The sequence below is a fragment of the Paenibacillus sp. J22R160 genome (assembly GCF_059692135.1).
Map to the genome: position 1 here is coordinate 561,930 of NZ_JCAUAU010000002.1, position 16,154 is coordinate 578,083.

12 protein-coding genes are annotated in these 16,154 nt (G+C 44.5%); all 12 read left to right on the forward strand.

The annotated features are described in order from the left end of the window. Positions 1-171: 171 nt before the first annotated feature. The 12 genes from AC58UW_RS06200 (at position 172) to AC58UW_RS06255 (ending at position 16,135) form a co-directional block, all read left to right on the forward strand. Positions 172-1,080 carry an ABC transporter permease gene (locus AC58UW_RS06200; protein WP_497420001.1) on the forward strand — a complete coding sequence of 303 codons (909 nt, stop codon included), beginning with the start codon at positions 172-174 and terminating at the stop codon, positions 1,078-1,080. 28 nt (positions 1,081-1,108) lie between these two features. After that, positions 1,109-2,002 (forward strand): carbohydrate ABC transporter permease, encoded by an 894-nt coding sequence (locus AC58UW_RS06205; RefSeq protein ID WP_497419803.1) that lies wholly within the window; start codon positions 1,109-1,111, stop codon positions 2,000-2,002. Between the two features lie 21 nt (positions 2,003-2,023). Then, on the forward strand, positions 2,024-3,694 hold the full coding sequence (locus tag AC58UW_RS06210) for an ABC transporter substrate-binding protein (RefSeq protein WP_497419804.1): 1,671 nt from the start codon (positions 2,024-2,026) through the stop codon (positions 3,692-3,694). Between the two features lie 69 nt (positions 3,695-3,763). Continuing rightward, the gene (locus tag AC58UW_RS06215; protein WP_497419805.1) at positions 3,764-5,239 is read left to right on the forward strand and encodes a sulfatase family protein; all 1,476 of its coding nucleotides are present in this window, start codon (positions 3,764-3,766) and stop codon (positions 5,237-5,239) included. Next, positions 5,211-5,396 (forward strand): hypothetical protein, encoded by a 186-nt coding sequence (locus AC58UW_RS06220; RefSeq protein ID WP_497419806.1) that lies wholly within the window; start codon positions 5,211-5,213, stop codon positions 5,394-5,396. The genes AC58UW_RS06215 and AC58UW_RS06220 overlap by 29 nt, the downstream gene beginning before the upstream one ends. A 666-nt stretch (positions 5,397-6,062) precedes the next feature. Continuing rightward, positions 6,063-6,692 (forward strand): class I SAM-dependent methyltransferase, encoded by a 630-nt coding sequence (locus tag AC58UW_RS06225; RefSeq protein ID WP_497419807.1) that lies wholly within the window; start codon positions 6,063-6,065, stop codon positions 6,690-6,692. Positions 6,693-6,772: 80 nt separating this feature from the next. Continuing rightward, on the forward strand, positions 6,773-8,182 hold the full coding sequence (locus AC58UW_RS06230; protein WP_497419808.1) for a PAS domain S-box protein: 1,410 nt from the start codon (positions 6,773-6,775) through the stop codon (positions 8,180-8,182). 238 nt (positions 8,183-8,420) lie between these two features. Beyond that, positions 8,421-10,757 carry a helix-turn-helix domain-containing protein gene (locus tag AC58UW_RS06235; protein ID WP_497419809.1) on the forward strand — a complete coding sequence of 779 codons (2,337 nt, stop codon included), beginning with the start codon at positions 8,421-8,423 and terminating at the stop codon, positions 10,755-10,757. A 95-nt stretch (positions 10,758-10,852) separates the two neighbouring features. Then, positions 10,853-11,830 carry an ABC transporter permease gene (locus AC58UW_RS06240; RefSeq protein ID WP_497419810.1) on the forward strand — a complete coding sequence of 326 codons (978 nt, stop codon included), beginning with the start codon at positions 10,853-10,855 and terminating at the stop codon, positions 11,828-11,830. 12 nt (positions 11,831-11,842) lie between these two features. Beyond that, a complete protein-coding gene (locus tag AC58UW_RS06245; RefSeq protein WP_497419811.1) occupies positions 11,843-12,739 on the forward strand; it encodes a carbohydrate ABC transporter permease in 897 nt (298 codons plus the stop codon). Between the two features lie 38 nt (positions 12,740-12,777). Continuing rightward, entirely contained in the window at positions 12,778-14,331 is a 1,554-nt protein-coding gene (locus AC58UW_RS06250; RefSeq protein WP_497419812.1) for an extracellular solute-binding protein, read from the forward strand. 82 nt (positions 14,332-14,413) lie between these two features. Beyond that, a complete protein-coding gene (locus tag AC58UW_RS06255) occupies positions 14,414-16,135 on the forward strand; it encodes a DUF8769 domain-containing protein (RefSeq protein ID WP_497419813.1) in 1,722 nt (573 codons plus the stop codon). Positions 16,136-16,154 lie beyond the last annotated feature (19 nt).

Consider the following 16,154-nt stretch of genomic DNA (forward strand, 5'->3'; position numbering starts at 1 on the left):
ATTGCACATACTCAAATCCTAAGGATTGCACAGGAGTTAAACGTTTTCATATATACAGGCAACTTGGGGAGCCCTTACATTAAGGTTATACAACGACGAGGGGAGGTTACCCAATTGAAAACGGTGGCAAGTGCAAATACGCTGGCAAAAGCGAATACAGGGATTAAACGAATGCCATTCTTAAAGAAGCTGCAACGCAGTTGGCAGCTGTACGTTCTACTTGCGCTGCCTGTTCTTTACATTATCGTGTTCAAGTATTATCCGATGTACGGCGCGCAGATTGCTTTCAAGAATTTTATTGCTTCAAAAGGAATCACAGGCAGTGATTGGGTGGGTTTCAAGCATTTCATAAGATTCTTCAATTCGTATGAATTTGGCACCCTTTTAAAAAACACTTTAGTCCTTAATTTCTACAGCTTGCTTGCAGGTATTCCGTTCCCAATCATTCTGGCACTGGCAATCAATAACATCCAAAACAAGTGGTTTAAGAAATCAGTTCAAATGATTACGTATGCTCCGCATTTCATCTCTGTCGTCGTAATGGCTGGGATTGTTCTCGTGCTTCTGGATCCAGAAAAGGGGATTGTCAATCTACTCTTAGGGGTGTTTGGCTTTGAGCCCATTCACTTCATGGCGAAGCCAAGCTATTTCAGTTCCGTCTTTGTCTGGTCGGGGATATGGCAAAATGTTGGTTTCTCTTGCATCATTTACTTGGCAGCGCTTTCAGGTATTGACCCGTCTCAGCATGAAGCTGCAGTAATCGATGGTGCTAGTAAATTCAAGCGGATTGTGCATATCGATATTCCTGGCATTATGCCTGTTGTCATCATTTTACTTATTTTGAACACAGGGCATATTATGGATTCTGGCTTTGAGAAGGTATTGCTGCTACAAAATCAATTAAACCTTAGGACGTCAGAGGTCATTGATACGTATGTGTATAAGGTGGGTCTTGCTTCACAAGCTATGAATTACTCTTACTCGACTGCCATTAACTTATTCAAATCGGTTGTTGGACTTGCCATGCTCATTATTGTCAATCAAATTGCGAAACGTGCAAAGCAAGAAAGCTTATGGTAACGGTGTAGCAGGGGAGGTGCACGGAGGTATGAAAGAGTCACATATTCTCGAAACACGAGGTGACAAATGGTTTAATTGGGTCAATGTGCTGCTGATATCCCTGTTTCTTGTGGTCATTTTGTACCCGCTAGTGTTTGTTGTAAGCGCTTCTATCAGTTCACCTGATGCTGTGATCTCGGGTAAAGTTTGGCTTTGGCCGGTACAACCTACCTTAGAAGGATATGCGGCTGTTTTTAAGCACAAATTGATTTGGAGTTCCTTTCGAAATTCAGTCTTCTACACGGTTGCGGGTACGTTACTCAGCGTTGTACTAACAATTGCTGCTGCTTATCCATTATCTAGAGGAGATTTGTTCGGTAAAAACTGGTTTATGCTGCTGTTCGTATTCACGACCATGTTCTCTGGCGGGCTAATTCCTTCTTATCTATTGGTAAAAGATCTTGGGATGCTGAACACAGCGTGGGCTATGATTATTCCCAGTGCGATGAGTGTTTTTAACATTATCATTACACGAACCTACTTCAAAACGACACTGCCGGATGAAATGCTCGAAGCTGCTCAGATCGATGGATGTAACGATTTCCGATATGTTTTTTCAATTGTTCTGCAGCTGTCAGGTCCCATTATCGCCGTTGTTGCCCTTTATTCCGCGGTGGGATATTGGAATCAATATTTCAATGGTTTATTGTACCTGGATAGTCAGAAGTTATATCCTTTGCAATTAGTCCTCAGAGAGATATTGGTGCAAAACGAAGTTGATGCTTCCATGTTGGACATGAAAGAGATAGCCGCTCAAGAGGGTTTACGCGCACTTTTGAAATACTCGCTAATTGTCGTTTCATCTCTGCCATTACTGCTCGTTTATCCATTTGTGCAAAAGTACTTCATTAAAGGCGTTATGATTGGCTCTTTAAAAGGATAAATAAGGGAGGTCGTTTTTGGAATGAAAAAAATATGGGGTATGGGATTAAGTGTTCTTATTGCAAGCGGGGTTGTACTCGCAGGATGCGCAGATAAACAAGCAGATGCACCTGCAGAAGCAACGAAGGATCCGGTGAAAACCAGCAATGTCACAGCAGCGGGAGAATTGCCGATAACCAAAGAGAAAACGACGATTAAGGTACTAGTTAAGGGCTTTCCAGGTGTAAGTGACTATGCCAACAATGAGTTCACGAAATATTTGGAAGAGAAAACGAATATTCATATTGAATGGACCGTTGCTCCTGAGAAGTCAGCTGTGGAAAAACTGAACCTCGTACTTGGCAGTGGTGATCTGCCTGATGTCATCATGGGATTCGGGATTTCGCCAACCCAACAACTGATCTATGGCACGCAAGGAGACTTCCTGGATCTCGCACCCTATATTAATCAATACGGCGTTGAAACGAAGAAAATGTTCGGTATCGTTCAAGGGGTTAAGGACGAGATTACAGCACCTGGAGGTAAAATTTATGGTTTGCCTCAAGTGAATGAGTGCTATCACTGCTCGATGTCGCAAAAAATGTGGATTTACCAGCCTTGGTTAGATAAATTAGGTCTCCAAATACCGAAAACAACAGACGAATTGTATAACGTATTGAAAGCATTTAAGACGAAGGATCCGAATGGAAATGGAAAAGCAGACGAGATTCCATTGTCAGGTGCGGCGGTTGGGCCTAACGTAAATATTGATTCATTTATCATGAACTCATTTGTCCTTGACTCTGGAATTACTACACGCTTATATGTTGACAATGGAAAGGTCACGACATCGGTTAATACACAGGGCTGGAAAGAGGGTCTGACCTACCTCCACAAGTTATACGCGGAAGGCTTGATTGCACCGCAATCGTTCACACAAGATCGGGATCAAGCGAAAGCGATGGGCGAGAACCCGGATATTAACATTCTAGGTGGCGAAGTTTCGCAGCACAATGGGATATTTACCTCATTTAACGGACCTAGCGGCAGATGGTTGGAAGTTCAATCGGTTCCTTCATTAAAAGGACCTGCAGGTGTTCAAACGACACCGTGGAAATCAAGCGTATTACAAGGCTATTATGTCGTAACACGTACAGCCAAGAACCCAGAGGCCGCATTCCGATTAGGTGACCTGCTTTATAATACGGAGATGACGTTACGTCAAACGATTGGGCGACCTGGCACAGAATGGGATTATGCAGCAAATGGAGAGATGGGCATCAATGGCAAACAAGCCATTTGGAAAACGCTTCCAAGTGCCATCCCAACCAACGCAGCCAACAATATCAATTGGAGCGGGCAATCTGCACCGTCACTTCGTTCCAATGATTTCCGGCTTGGGCAGATGGCAGATCCGAAAAATCCGCAGGAAGTTAAGCTCTTTACAGAGACCAGAAATAACTATGAACCATATAGACAAAAGCCAGAGTCTGTCCTTCCAGCGTTGTTCTTCTCGAACGATCAAGCTACAGAGCTTGCAGATCTAGAGAAGACTCTAACGGATTATATCAATCAGATGATCGCTCGTTTCACAACAGGTGACGCCAGCATTGATAAAGAATGGGACGGTTATGTGAAGAAACTGAATGATATGAATCTGAAGAAATATTTAGACATCTATCAAGCTGCTTATGATGCGAAAATGAAGAAATAATGTTCGAGCGAAAAGCATGGAGACATCCATGCTTTTTGAACTGTCCAATAAAGCTAGGAGGAGAAATCGATGCCATCCAAACCAAACATTATTTATATACTGGCAGACGATATGGGGTACGGCGATATTTCCTATCTGAACAAGAATTCCAGAATAAATACGGTTCATTTTGATCGATTGGCAAAGGAAGGGATCACATTTACGGATGCCCATTCCTCATCGGCCGTGTGTACGCCATCTCGTTATAGTATCTTAACTGGAAGATATAATTGGCGTTCATCTCTCAAGAAGGGCGTTCTGAATGGGTTCTCCGCTCCTCTAATTGAGGAAGGCCGAATGACAGTCGCTAGTTTACTTCGTGAGCATGGATATAAGACGGCTTGTATCGGCAAATGGCATTTGGGCATGGAATGGGCGAAGGCAGGCGACGGAGAGAGTGAAATTGATTATCGAAAACCCATTCAATACGGTCCGATAACCCATGGATTTGATTATTATTACGGGATTAGCGCATCACTGGATATGCCCCCTTATGTCTATATCGAGAACGACCGGGTTACTCAGCTGCCGAATCGTATGACTCGTAACGACGATCCGATGGCTTATTGGCGTGAAGGGGCTACTGCACCGGATTTCGAACATCACCAAGTGCTGCCTAAACTTACGACCAAAACGGTGGAATGGATGGAGCAGTATAAGGATGAGCCTTTCTTCATCTATTTCCCGTTACCTGCTCCGCATACGCCAATCCTTCCAACAGAAGCGTTCGTTGGTCAATCTGGAACGAATGCTTATGGTGACTTTGTTCTCATGTGTGACGATGTGATCGGTCAAATTATGAATAAACTGGATGAATTACAGCTGTCCGATCATACGATTGTGATCTATACGAGTGACAATGGCTGCTCACCTCGAGCTAATTATGAAGAGCTTGCAGCATTCGGACATCATCCTAGCTATATTTTCCGCGGTCATAAAGCAGATATATATGAAGGCGGACATCGGATACCGCTCATTGTGAAATGGCCACAGCGCATACAAGCTGAGCGCATAAGCGATGAACCCGTCTGTTTAACGGATTTGCTTGCAACAGTTGCAGACATATTAGAAGTTCCTTTACCCCCAGATGCGGGTGAGGATAGTGTAAGTAATCTGCCCATTTGGGCTAATCTTCCTTATGAGCAACCCTTGCGAGAAGCCATTGTTCATCACTCTATTCAGGGGGCATTCTCTATCAGGCAAGGGAAATGGAAGCTGGAGTTATGTCCAGGCTCAGGCGGATGGAGCTTTCCGAAGCCTGGGGAAGAGCCAGAAGGGGCGCCGCTGTACCAATTGTATGATCTCAACGAAGATATTGGAGAAATGAATAATTTGATCGATGCTTATCCCGACATCGCCCAGGCCATGAAGCTTGTCCTCGAAAGATATCAGGAGTCGGGGAGAAGCACATCCATTTCAAATGTGAATGAAACGATTAAAAAAGAAATCCGTACTGGAGGCGCTTCGTGTTCGTTCGGTGAAATTTGGGCTTCCAGCGACGCCTAATTTCTCGGATCAAATTCCTCCTTATGTTCTTGACGAGTCGAAGTTTCAACCAACACTTGATGTGCCTGCTTATACGGAAACGCGCACGTTTCTAGGTTATCGGCGCAGCGATGCTCGCGGCGTTGGCACCCGCAACGGTGACAAACCAGATGGTTGAAGCGTATTTACGCGAGCACAATTATCCACTAGATGAGAAATGAAAAAGGAGCTAAGCGGCCTATCCGTACTTAGCTCCTTTGTATTTGGCATCCACTCTGACCGTTAGCGTATAGCCTTCATCGCTAGGGAGTTGTTCACGTGCCTGATTCTTTAATGACAAATGCTTTTACATACTTCTCCTTCGTAAAATAGGAGTTGCTACGTTGCCAGACGTCCGATAAGGCCGTCTCGGGTGAGGAAATCGTGCTGGGATGGGTGGATGGAGGGGTGAGAGAGTCGAAAAAGCCGTCTCAGTAGCAAAATGTGATTTGCTACGTTGCGAGACATACGATAAGGCCGTCTCGGGTGAGGAAATCGTGCTGGGATGGGTGGATGGAGGGGTGAGAGAGTCGAAAAAGCCGTCTCAGTAGCAAAATAGGAGTTGCTACGTTGCGAGACATCCGATAAGGCCGTCTCGGGTGAGGAAATCGTGCTGGGATGGGTGGATGGAGGGGTGAGAGAGTCGAAAAAGCCGTCTCAGTAGCAATTATCTCTCCCACCACCTGGATAAGCGGCGTCAATTATGCAGTTCATATTTGATTTCTTAGAACGTGCGTTCTATAATGGGCTTAACATCTTACTGACAAAAGAGAAGCCATAATAACATATAAAAGGAGATAGTGGTATGACCGAATTTTGGGAATCAAGTTTTATCGAAAATCAAAGGATGTGGGGATTTGAGCCTGCAGACTCCGCCATCTTGACTAAGGACTTCTTCCTGGAGAAGAATGTTAAGGATATATTGATACCTGGTATCGGATATGGAAGAAATGCTAAGGTTTTTATTGACAATGGGATACATGTTACTGGTATTGAAATTTCAAAAACAGCGATTGATCTGGCAAGGCAAGAAGGGCTCAGTATTGATATTTTTCATGGTTCAGTGGCTGATATGCCTTTTGAGAACAAGCTGTATGACGGCATCTTTAGTTATGCGCTTATTCACTTATTGAATGAAGGCGAGAGAGAAAAGTTTATTAAAGATTGTTATAACCAGTTAAAGCCGAACGGATATATGATTTTTACGACGATTTCAAAAGAAGCCCCGATGTTTGGAAAGGGTAAACCATTGGGTAAAGACTATTTTGAGGTCTACGAAGGCGTAAAAATGTTTTTTTATGATGCTGACTCTATAGCACAAGAGTTTGGGAAATATGGGTTGATAGAATTTTCAGAAATTGTTGAGCCACATAAGAATATGGAAAGTAAACCGCCATTTAAATTTTTAATGGTAAAATGTAAAAAAACGTCCTGATAGGATGTTTAATAAAGGTTTTTAACCATTGGAGACGAATACACTTACTATCACTTGATTGAACTAGGGGATATTTACTCATGAAATTAAAAGAATACTTAATTGATTCCTTCATGAATTTAACATCCGATGGGATTGTAATCGTCGATATAAACGGAACTGTGTTAGAAGTGAATAAGAAGTTTGAAGAGCTGCATGGTTGGACGAGGGAAGAGGTTATTGGACAAGTATTGCCGATGACACCTGATGCATTCAAGGAGGATGCCCTTAAATTGTATCAATCCTTAATAAACGGCGAGCAAATCAAGGATTTTGAAGCGTTAAAGCTTAAAAAAGACGGGACGACATTTATTGCGAATGTGTCGGTCTCGCCTTTGAAAGATAACGATGGATGCATAGTTGGCTTTATTGGTTTAGAAAGAGACATCAGCGAAAAGAAGAGAGTGGAAGAGGAGCTTCTTGAAAGAGAGAAACAGTACAGAAGGCTGCTCAAGCTTAATCCCGAACCCATTGTCTTGCATAAAGACGGGCTCATCCAGTTTGTGAATGATGCTAGCTGCAAGCTGTTTGGCGGAGCTTCATCCGATGAGTTCGTAGGTGAATCCATCTATGATTATTTCTGTCCGAAGGATAAGGAAGTGATTATAGAGCGACTTGAACAGATCATGCAGATGGATAATTACAGTGATTTTGTCGAGCGTAAGATGCGCAAGAAGGATGGCACTCTTTTTGATGCGGAAATATCTTCGATCTATGTTCACAAAAATATTGGGTATCCGGTCATGCAGAGCGTAATTCGCGATCTCACGGAGCGCAAGAAGTCGGAAGAAGCAATTATCAGATCAGAAAAGCTGTCGCTCATTGGTCAACTTGCCGCTGGGATCGCACATGATATTCGGAATCCATTAACTTCGTTAAAAGGGTTTGTCCATTTGCTAAAGACTAAGAATGCCGACTATGTGGATGTCATGATGGAAGAGCTCGAACATATCAATTATGTCGTCAATGAATTCATGACGCTGGCCAAGCCGCATCTGAGTTATTACATGGCGAGTAATCCTGGAGAGCTTGTACAAAGTGTCATTGCTTTTCTACAGCCCCATGCTCATCTGTATAACGTCCAAATTCAAGTGAACACGGATCAAGACATCCCCGCCATTTATTGTATTCCAGACCAAATTAAACAAGTCTTAATTAATATTTTGAAGAATGCGATTGAGTCCATGGTCAATGGTGGATTGATACAAATATCAGTTAGAAATGAATTGAATCAACGATTAATTATTTGCGTCGAAGATCAAGGAGTAGGTATTTCTGAAGATAAGCTATCTCAGTTGGGGGAGCCGTTTTTCACGACAAAGGCCAATGGTACGGGTTTAGGGCTAATGGTTTGCAAACGAATTATTCATGGTCATGATGGAGAATTGTCTATTCAAAGCCAAATTAACCATGGAACAACCGTGCAAATTGAACTGCCCATAAAAAAATAAGAATGGCATACAGATCATATCCCCTTCAGGTAAACAGTACGAAACAAGGTACTGCCGTTTACTTGGAGGGGTATTTTAATGTAACCTTGCGCTAGCTTCGTTGTAAGTCTGGTTGAACAAACCGCATTCTTGCTTTATCATATGAGGAAAGGATTTACAAATGGAAATTTGTAAGCGTTATCAATTAATATTCACCCAAATACCAGCCCTTATTGTACACGGAGAAAAGGAGATAACCATGCGATTCTTACAAGGTAACATATCAGCCAGGTTCAAGGTGATTTATGGTGTTTTTTTCCTAGTCATCATCTCATCAACCGTGTGGTTGTCTTATTTAAGCTCGAAAGGAGGTATGGAAGATCAGCTGCGTCGCACGAATACAGCGCTGCTTCATCTGAGCGAGCAGAAGATTGAAATGATGCTGCGTGAAATTGATACGAGCACGATTAATTTCATACAAGAACCGGATGTCGAGTTTTTCCTAAATGGCCGATACGCGAGCGATGAGCTGCGCCTTAATTACTTCCGTATTCTGAATACGCGGTTTAAGACGCTGATGTTTGCGAACAGTAATATTTCCTCATTTTATTTGTATTCTCTAGCGAACAAGAGCTTGTTGACGGATGTGACGTATTCTGATGAATCCAGCTTCTACGATATGGCCTGGCATGATGCTTATGTTAGCATGAATGGCTATGGCGAATGGCTTGATACCAGGAAGGTAACGGAGGTCAGCTCAGGACTGCAAATTGAGAAAAATATGATTACCTTGGTGCGCAGTTACCCGCTGATCAGTTTGCCGCAGTTCCGGAAGGGCGCCATTATTGTCAATGTCGCGGAAAGTACGCTTTCCAATCTGATTCAAGATGTGGATCAGCAAAGGGCAGGTCAAACGTTAGTCATTAATGACCAAGGGACGATTATTTCCTCACAGAACAAAGAGCATCTGTTTCACTCCTACAGCACCATTCCCGGCGCTCCAAAGCTCAGTGAATTTAAGGATAATGGATATATCACAACGCATTCGAAAAGCGGGAGTTACACGACGTTTTATTTGACTTCTAATTACAATGGCTGGAAATACATCAGTATTGTCCCTGATCCCGAGATGAACCGTCCGTTAATGATTGTCCGCAATTTACTGCTAGTGGTGACAGCGGGGATGTTCTTGCTAGCTATTGTCATTGTATTTGCAGTAAGCAATTACACGTTCCGACCGCTTGAACTGTTCTTTCACTCTGTAGCGGGTAAGAAATCAGTCCGTTCTGGCGACCTTACCTACATGGAGCAGTTTTTCAAACAGATGATATCTGACAACGAATCCTTGCAAAAACAAATGAATGACAGCTTGCCCGCGCTGAAATGGCGTCTGATCATGAGTCTGCTGATGGGGGATAAAACGAATTACGATCGGATGAAGCCGTATTTCCATACGCTCGGTATAGACTTATATCATAAACAATTCATTGTACTCGTCATTGAACTGGATCGCATCGAAGAGAATCACACTCCGCGGGATGTCTATTTATTTACGTATGCCATTAGCAACGTTGCGGATGAACTAATCGCTGGAGTAAGCAAGGGCACTTCCGTGGAATTAACCGATGGCCGAGTCACCGTCATTATGAGCTTCGAATCGGAAGATTCGCAAGGCAATCAAATTCAAGCCCTGCAGGTTGCTGATCTGGTCAAGAATTATGTAGGGATTCATTTTAAACAAACAGTAACCATTGGGGTAGGCAGTCCACATTCACATCTGGAAGGTATCCAGCTTTCCTATGAAGAAGCGCTGAATGCGTTGAAATACAAGTTGATTATGGGGGATAACACCGTTGTCTCTATCGACGATATCGCGGGCAGTAATTATAACGAGAAATTTTACCGGATAACTGCGCTAATTGAGTCTGTCGTCAACCTGATTCGCGAAACAGATAAAGTAAAGCTTCGTTCGCAGCTAGATAAAATTTTTGGCGAGGTCGTAGCCAGCAATGTTCCTCCTGAGTTAATTAAGCAGATGTGTATTCAGATTATCATGAAATCCATTAAGGCCATATCGGATAAGGGGCTTGAGATCAAAGAATTCCTGGACCCGAAGGAAAATATATATGATCGCATTGAGTGCTGCGTGAAAGTTGCTGAGCTGAAGAGCTATATGTCTGTCTTCCTGCATCAGCTCATTGTGCGGACCGAAGAGAAGCGGCTTTCCAAAGGGCATCACGATACGATTGGGCAGGTTCTAGCATATGTCGAGCAGCATTATATGGATAGCGACCTTTCGCTCAATCTGTTGGCGGAGCAATTTGAGTTAAGCGTTCCTTATTTAAGCAAGCTCTTCAAGGAAACGACGGAAACCAATTTCATGGATTGTCTGATTCAGATCCGTATGGAGAAGTCAAAGGAGCTGCTGCTCGGCTCGAAACTGAAGGTCAACACCATCGCGGAGAGCGTAGGTTACAACAATGTTCAGAGCTTTATACGTATTTTCAAGAAATATACAGGCCAAACACCAGGCGATTTCCGGGAAAATCTTAAAAAAGGCGAAGATGATAAAAATGGCGAATTGGAATCCGGTTAAAAAAGGTGTGTGTTTTTAAAAAGTGTCTATTTTCGAAATAACCATAAAAGCGCTACCATAAAGGTGCAAGTCATTGACCTGAGAGGAGGTAGGACATGAAATCACGAACCGTCGGGGCCACCACCGCACAAGCGAATGCCGGAAAGAAGGAGCAAACGACTAAGCTTAAACTGGCTTGGAAGTATGTGAAGCGGGACAAATATTTATATCTATTGCTGCTTCCCATCTTTGCTTACTATTTCACATTTAAGTACACACCGATGTTTGGTGAGATCATTGCCTTCAAGAATTATCGTTTTGCAGATGGGATATGGGGGAGTCAGTGGGTTGGCCTGAAACATTTCAACAGATTGTTCACGAGTCCAGATTTCTTCAACGTATTAAAAAATACGCTTTTGCTGAATGTGTACAGTATCGTATTCGCTTTTCCAGTTCCTATTGTGCTGGCTGTACTCTTAAATGAAGTCCGGTTGGAATGGTACAAGCGAACGATTCAGAATCTTCTCTACATTCCGCACTTCATCTCCTGGGTGGTACTTGGGGGAATTGTTATCGCGCTGCTGTCTCCTTCCACGGGGATCGTCAACTTTGCTTTGGTGAAGTTGTTTGGCATAGAGCCGATCTATTTCATGGCAAGCACTTTCTGGTGGCCGATTACGTTCATCTTGTCCGGAATATGGCAGAATGCGGGTTGGGGAACGATTCTCTACCTTGCCGCTATGGCTGGTATTGACCCTCAGTTGTATGAAGCAGCGAAGATTGACGGAGCAAGTAAGCTTCGGCGCATCTGGCACGTTACACTGCCGGGTATCCGATCCACGATAGCGATTCTGCTGATCCTGCGTGTGGGTCAGATGATGGATGTGGGATTCGAGCATATTTTCGTGTTGCAAAATAAAGCGGTTTCAGAGGTTGCGAATGTAATTAGCACCTATGTATACCATGTTGGTCTTGAAGGCGCACAGTACAGCTATACGACAGCGCTTGGCCTGTTTCAATCCGTCATTGGTTTGATCTTGGTTGTCAGCGTGAATCGATTAATTAAAGCCTTAGGCGAGAATGGGCTATGGTAGGAGGGGAATGCGGTGTCCGGCAGTCAAAGCTCGTCAGTTAAACTGGTTTATGGTGTCATCTATGTGTTTCTGGCGGTACTTGCCATGATGACTTTGTTCCCATTCATTCATGTGTTAGCTACCTCTTTAAGCAGTTCTCGGGCCATTATGTCAGGTGAAGTCTTCTTGTGGCCGAAGGAAATCACATTCACTTCTTTTAGGAACTTGATTGAAGACGGCCAGCTGTTTAATGCCATGAAGAATACATTAATCATTACAATTGTGGGGACTTCCATCAACATTGTAGCAACCATCATGGCGGCCTATCCGTTAAGTCGCAAGCGGCTCAAGGGCAGGAATGTCCTGCTAATGATCATAACGTTCACCATGCTGTTCGGCGGAGGGCTCATCCCTAACTATATCCTCATCAAAACGCTGGGCATCATGAACTCTTACTGGGCACTTTGGCTGCCTGGGCTGCTCAGTACGTACAACTTCTTCGTAATGAAATCTTTCTTTGAAGGGTTGCCGCCGGAACTAGAGGAATCCGCAGCGATTGACGGAGCGAATGACTTGTTCATTATTTGGAAAATTATTCTTCCGCTCTCTATGCCGATTATTGCTGCGCTGACGTTATTTTATTCAGTAACCTGGTGGAATTCGTATATGAATGTTCTCATGTATATCACGAATTCGGGTAAGCTGTCACTGATGGTGAAGCTGCTGCAGATGATCGATACGACAAGCCAGAATCTGCTGAATACGAATGCGACCAGCGGGAGCGAAGGCGCTTCTATTCAAACCATGGTAACCCCTGAGGGATTAAGGGCTGCTGCGATCATTATCTCAGTGTTGCCGATCCTGTGTGTATATCCATTCTTACAGAAATATTTTGTTAAAGGCGTCTTGATTGGTTCGATTAAAGGCTAATAGAAAAAATCCATTCATATTGTAGGAGGCAAAATTTGATGATTAAACAAAAGCACGTAGCTTTAACGCTAGTCGCTTCTTTATTCGCAATTGCAGCTTGCTCCTCACCAAGCAGCACAGATAATTCAGGCAAGACTTCAGGAGAGAATAAGAAGCTGGAGGTTAGTGTATCCATCCTTGACCGCGGCCAAGTGGCGAGCGACGAAGGAACTTATGAGAGCAACCGGACGACCAAATACATCAATGAGAAATCGGGCATTAACGTGAAGTGGGTTCCGATTCTCCGGACAGAATCTACAAAGAAGTTAAATACGCTCATTGCTGCAGGCGAAGCACCTGATATGATGTGGGAATTCGGCCGTGATTACATGGCGACATTGAAGGAGCAGGGAGCTATCCAACCAATCGACGATTACATCGAGAAATACAGCACCTCTTACAAAGCATATTTGAAAGCGCATCCAGAGTTGAAGCCGTACACCATGTTTGATGGCAAAACCTATATGGCGACCAGTGCACGGGGCATTGACTCCATTGCGAATCATGGCATGTGGATCCGCCAAGATTGGCTCGATAAGCTGGGGTTAAAAGCACCAACGACGATGGATGAATTTGTCAATGTGATGCGGGCTTTCAAGGATAAAGATCCTGATGGCAACGGTAAAAACGATACGTTGGGAGCTGCCTTCAACTATAACTACGCAGGCATAATTCAGGCAATGTATGCGTCTAACAAAAGTACCTGGTATCTTGAGAATGATAAAATCGTGTACGGCGGCCTAACGGAGCGGTATACGGACGTACTTACTCAGCTTAAACTTTTCTTCGACGAAGGGCTAATCGACAAGGAATATATTACGGACAAGAACTTCCAGAAGGAAAGACAGCTGTTCGTAACAGGTAAAGCAGGCATCTATTTCGCTAGCTGGAATATTGGTGCTGAATACCGTGAATTGAAGCAAAATGTCCCTGATTCGAAGCTTGTGCCTCTAGAGCCGGTATCAACCAAGTATGGGAAGTTCGGCTTGTATCAAGAACCGCCGGCAAACCGTTTGATTGTGTTTAATAAAGACATGAAAAATCCGGAAGCTGCCATCAAACTGCTGGACTGGTGGATCGACAAAAACTGGTTCGATGTCAGGTTCGGCACGGAAGGTACGCATTACAAGCTGGTTAATGGTGTTCCTCAAACAATTGATGCCGAGAAGAATAAGAAAGAAACGATCTATGCGCCAGAGTATGCCGTGCTTGATCAGTGGAGTCCCAAACCTGAGGATTTCGCGGTAATGGCAGCGACGGATGCGATTTCACAGGAATATGCCAAGGTGCAGGGTGAATCACTCAAGGTAGCTATGAAGAATAAATACAGACGCGATATTCCGTTTAACCCGACGTTCCCTGAGCTGAGTGAGACTTCTACTTCCTACGGTCCTTTGTCTGATGATATTGAAACGAAGGTCATTACAGGTGGTGCGCAATATTCGCCGCAATGGGGGATGGAGCAGCTTCGCAAAGAATGGAAACGTCTCGGCGGCGATAATGTCGATAAGTTAGCGCAAGAGTGGTATCAGAAAAATGTGAAGAGCAAGTAAGCTTCATAGACGGCAAAGCAGCCTCCCGATTCGAACAGGAGTTGGGGGGCTATTTCATACGGATAAAGGAGTGTAAATCACAATGACAATTGATCCGAACTTCATGCTGCTGGGGCAGCTTGATAGATGGCATGAGGAATACACGCCCGAGCTGCGAATGGTTCGAAAGCCTTTCCATACACCGGGCTATCATAGCACGTTGAAAAATGTAGCGTTTACGCATCCCACCTTGGCAGCCTGCGTCTATGCTCTGGGATTGCTGGACAGCCGCCAGCCTCATCATGTAGAAAGAGCTCAGGGAATACTTGAGCAAGTGATCAGCCTGCAGGATCAGAATCCAGAGCATGCTACCTTCGGCATATGGTCTTGGTTCTACGAGGAGCCGCTCGAAATGATGGCTCCGCCAGACTGGAATTGGGCGGACTTCTGCGGGAAGCGGCTGGTGCTGGCCGAGCAGAGGCATTTCGATCTCCTGAGCTCGGAGCTGCGCGAGCAGATTCGGCATGCGCTTTTTTGTGCTTGCGATGCCATTATCAAGCGTAATGTCGGTCCTAGCTATACGAACATTGCCATTATGGGCGCTTTCGTTACTTTGCTGACAGGTGAAGTGTACGGCGAAGCAAAGTACTTGAATTACGGGTTGGAGCGGTTGCGACTGTTCAGCGATTACACGAAACAGCTAGGAACTTTCCAAGAGTATAACAGTCCGACGTATACGATCGTGGCCATTCAGGAGTTGTCCAGCATTTATACGGCGACCCAAGTTGCGGAAGCGAAAGAGCTCAGCTCCGAGATGCTGGATGTCGCATGGGGGCTGGTGGCTGAGCACTTCCATGCCCCAAGCAAACAGTGGTCTGGTCCACACAGCCGTGCCTATCATACGATGATGACGCCAGAAATTTTATCCTTCGTGCAGATCGCAAGTCACGGTGAGTTGAGCTTCATGCCAGACGATCAGTTGAAGTACAATTTGGACTGGTATGGCAATGATATTTGCTGCCCTGCAAAGTACATATCAGCGTTCAAACGAACAGAGACAGCGGAGCTTGTGCAGACAATTAGTAAAGACGAGGTTGGTGAGATCGTTAACCAAGCAACTACGTACATGGAAGGGCCAGTTAGTGTGGGAACCTTCAGCAAGGATGTGATGTGGAATCAGCGTCGCAATTTGCTAGCTTATGTACGCAGTGGTGAGGCATCCACCTATATTCATTTGCGCCTGCTAAACGAAGGCTACGACTACTCTTCCGGTATCTTTTCTAGTGTTCAAAAGGGGAATGACGTGTTGTTCGGCATCGGTTTTTGCACGAATGGCGGCAATACGCACATTGGACTCGATCCAATTGACGGGGCTATTGAAACAGCGGACCTGAGAGTTCGCTTTGAGATTGGTGGAAGCCTGCATGAGGTGAGGGCAGATGTTGTCTCGCGGGAAGCCGAATCAGTGGTGGTACACATAGCAGAACAGATGCTTCATGTGAAAAAAATATTCGCAGCCTTTGACGGAGAACAGCCGGGCTGGGAACTTGGGCAGGAACAGAATGAGCTGTTCCTTGACTATGTCATCTACGCTGGCGAACGGAAGAGGTTTGATTTTGTTAACTTGAAGGAAGCGCTGCTCTTGTTTGCATGGCGTTTGGGCGAGCAGGGAGATGAATTAGACGCTCAGGTTTCTGTTATAGAATCGGGAGTTGAGGTTCAGGCGGAATTCCGTGCTCCGAACCGCTCGCTGCTTCAATTGAAATTACCTCTCAAGCCTGCGGAGAAGATGAAGATGCTGAGGCCTCGGTCCAATAAGATTTGATTAATAAGAAATGGAGTGA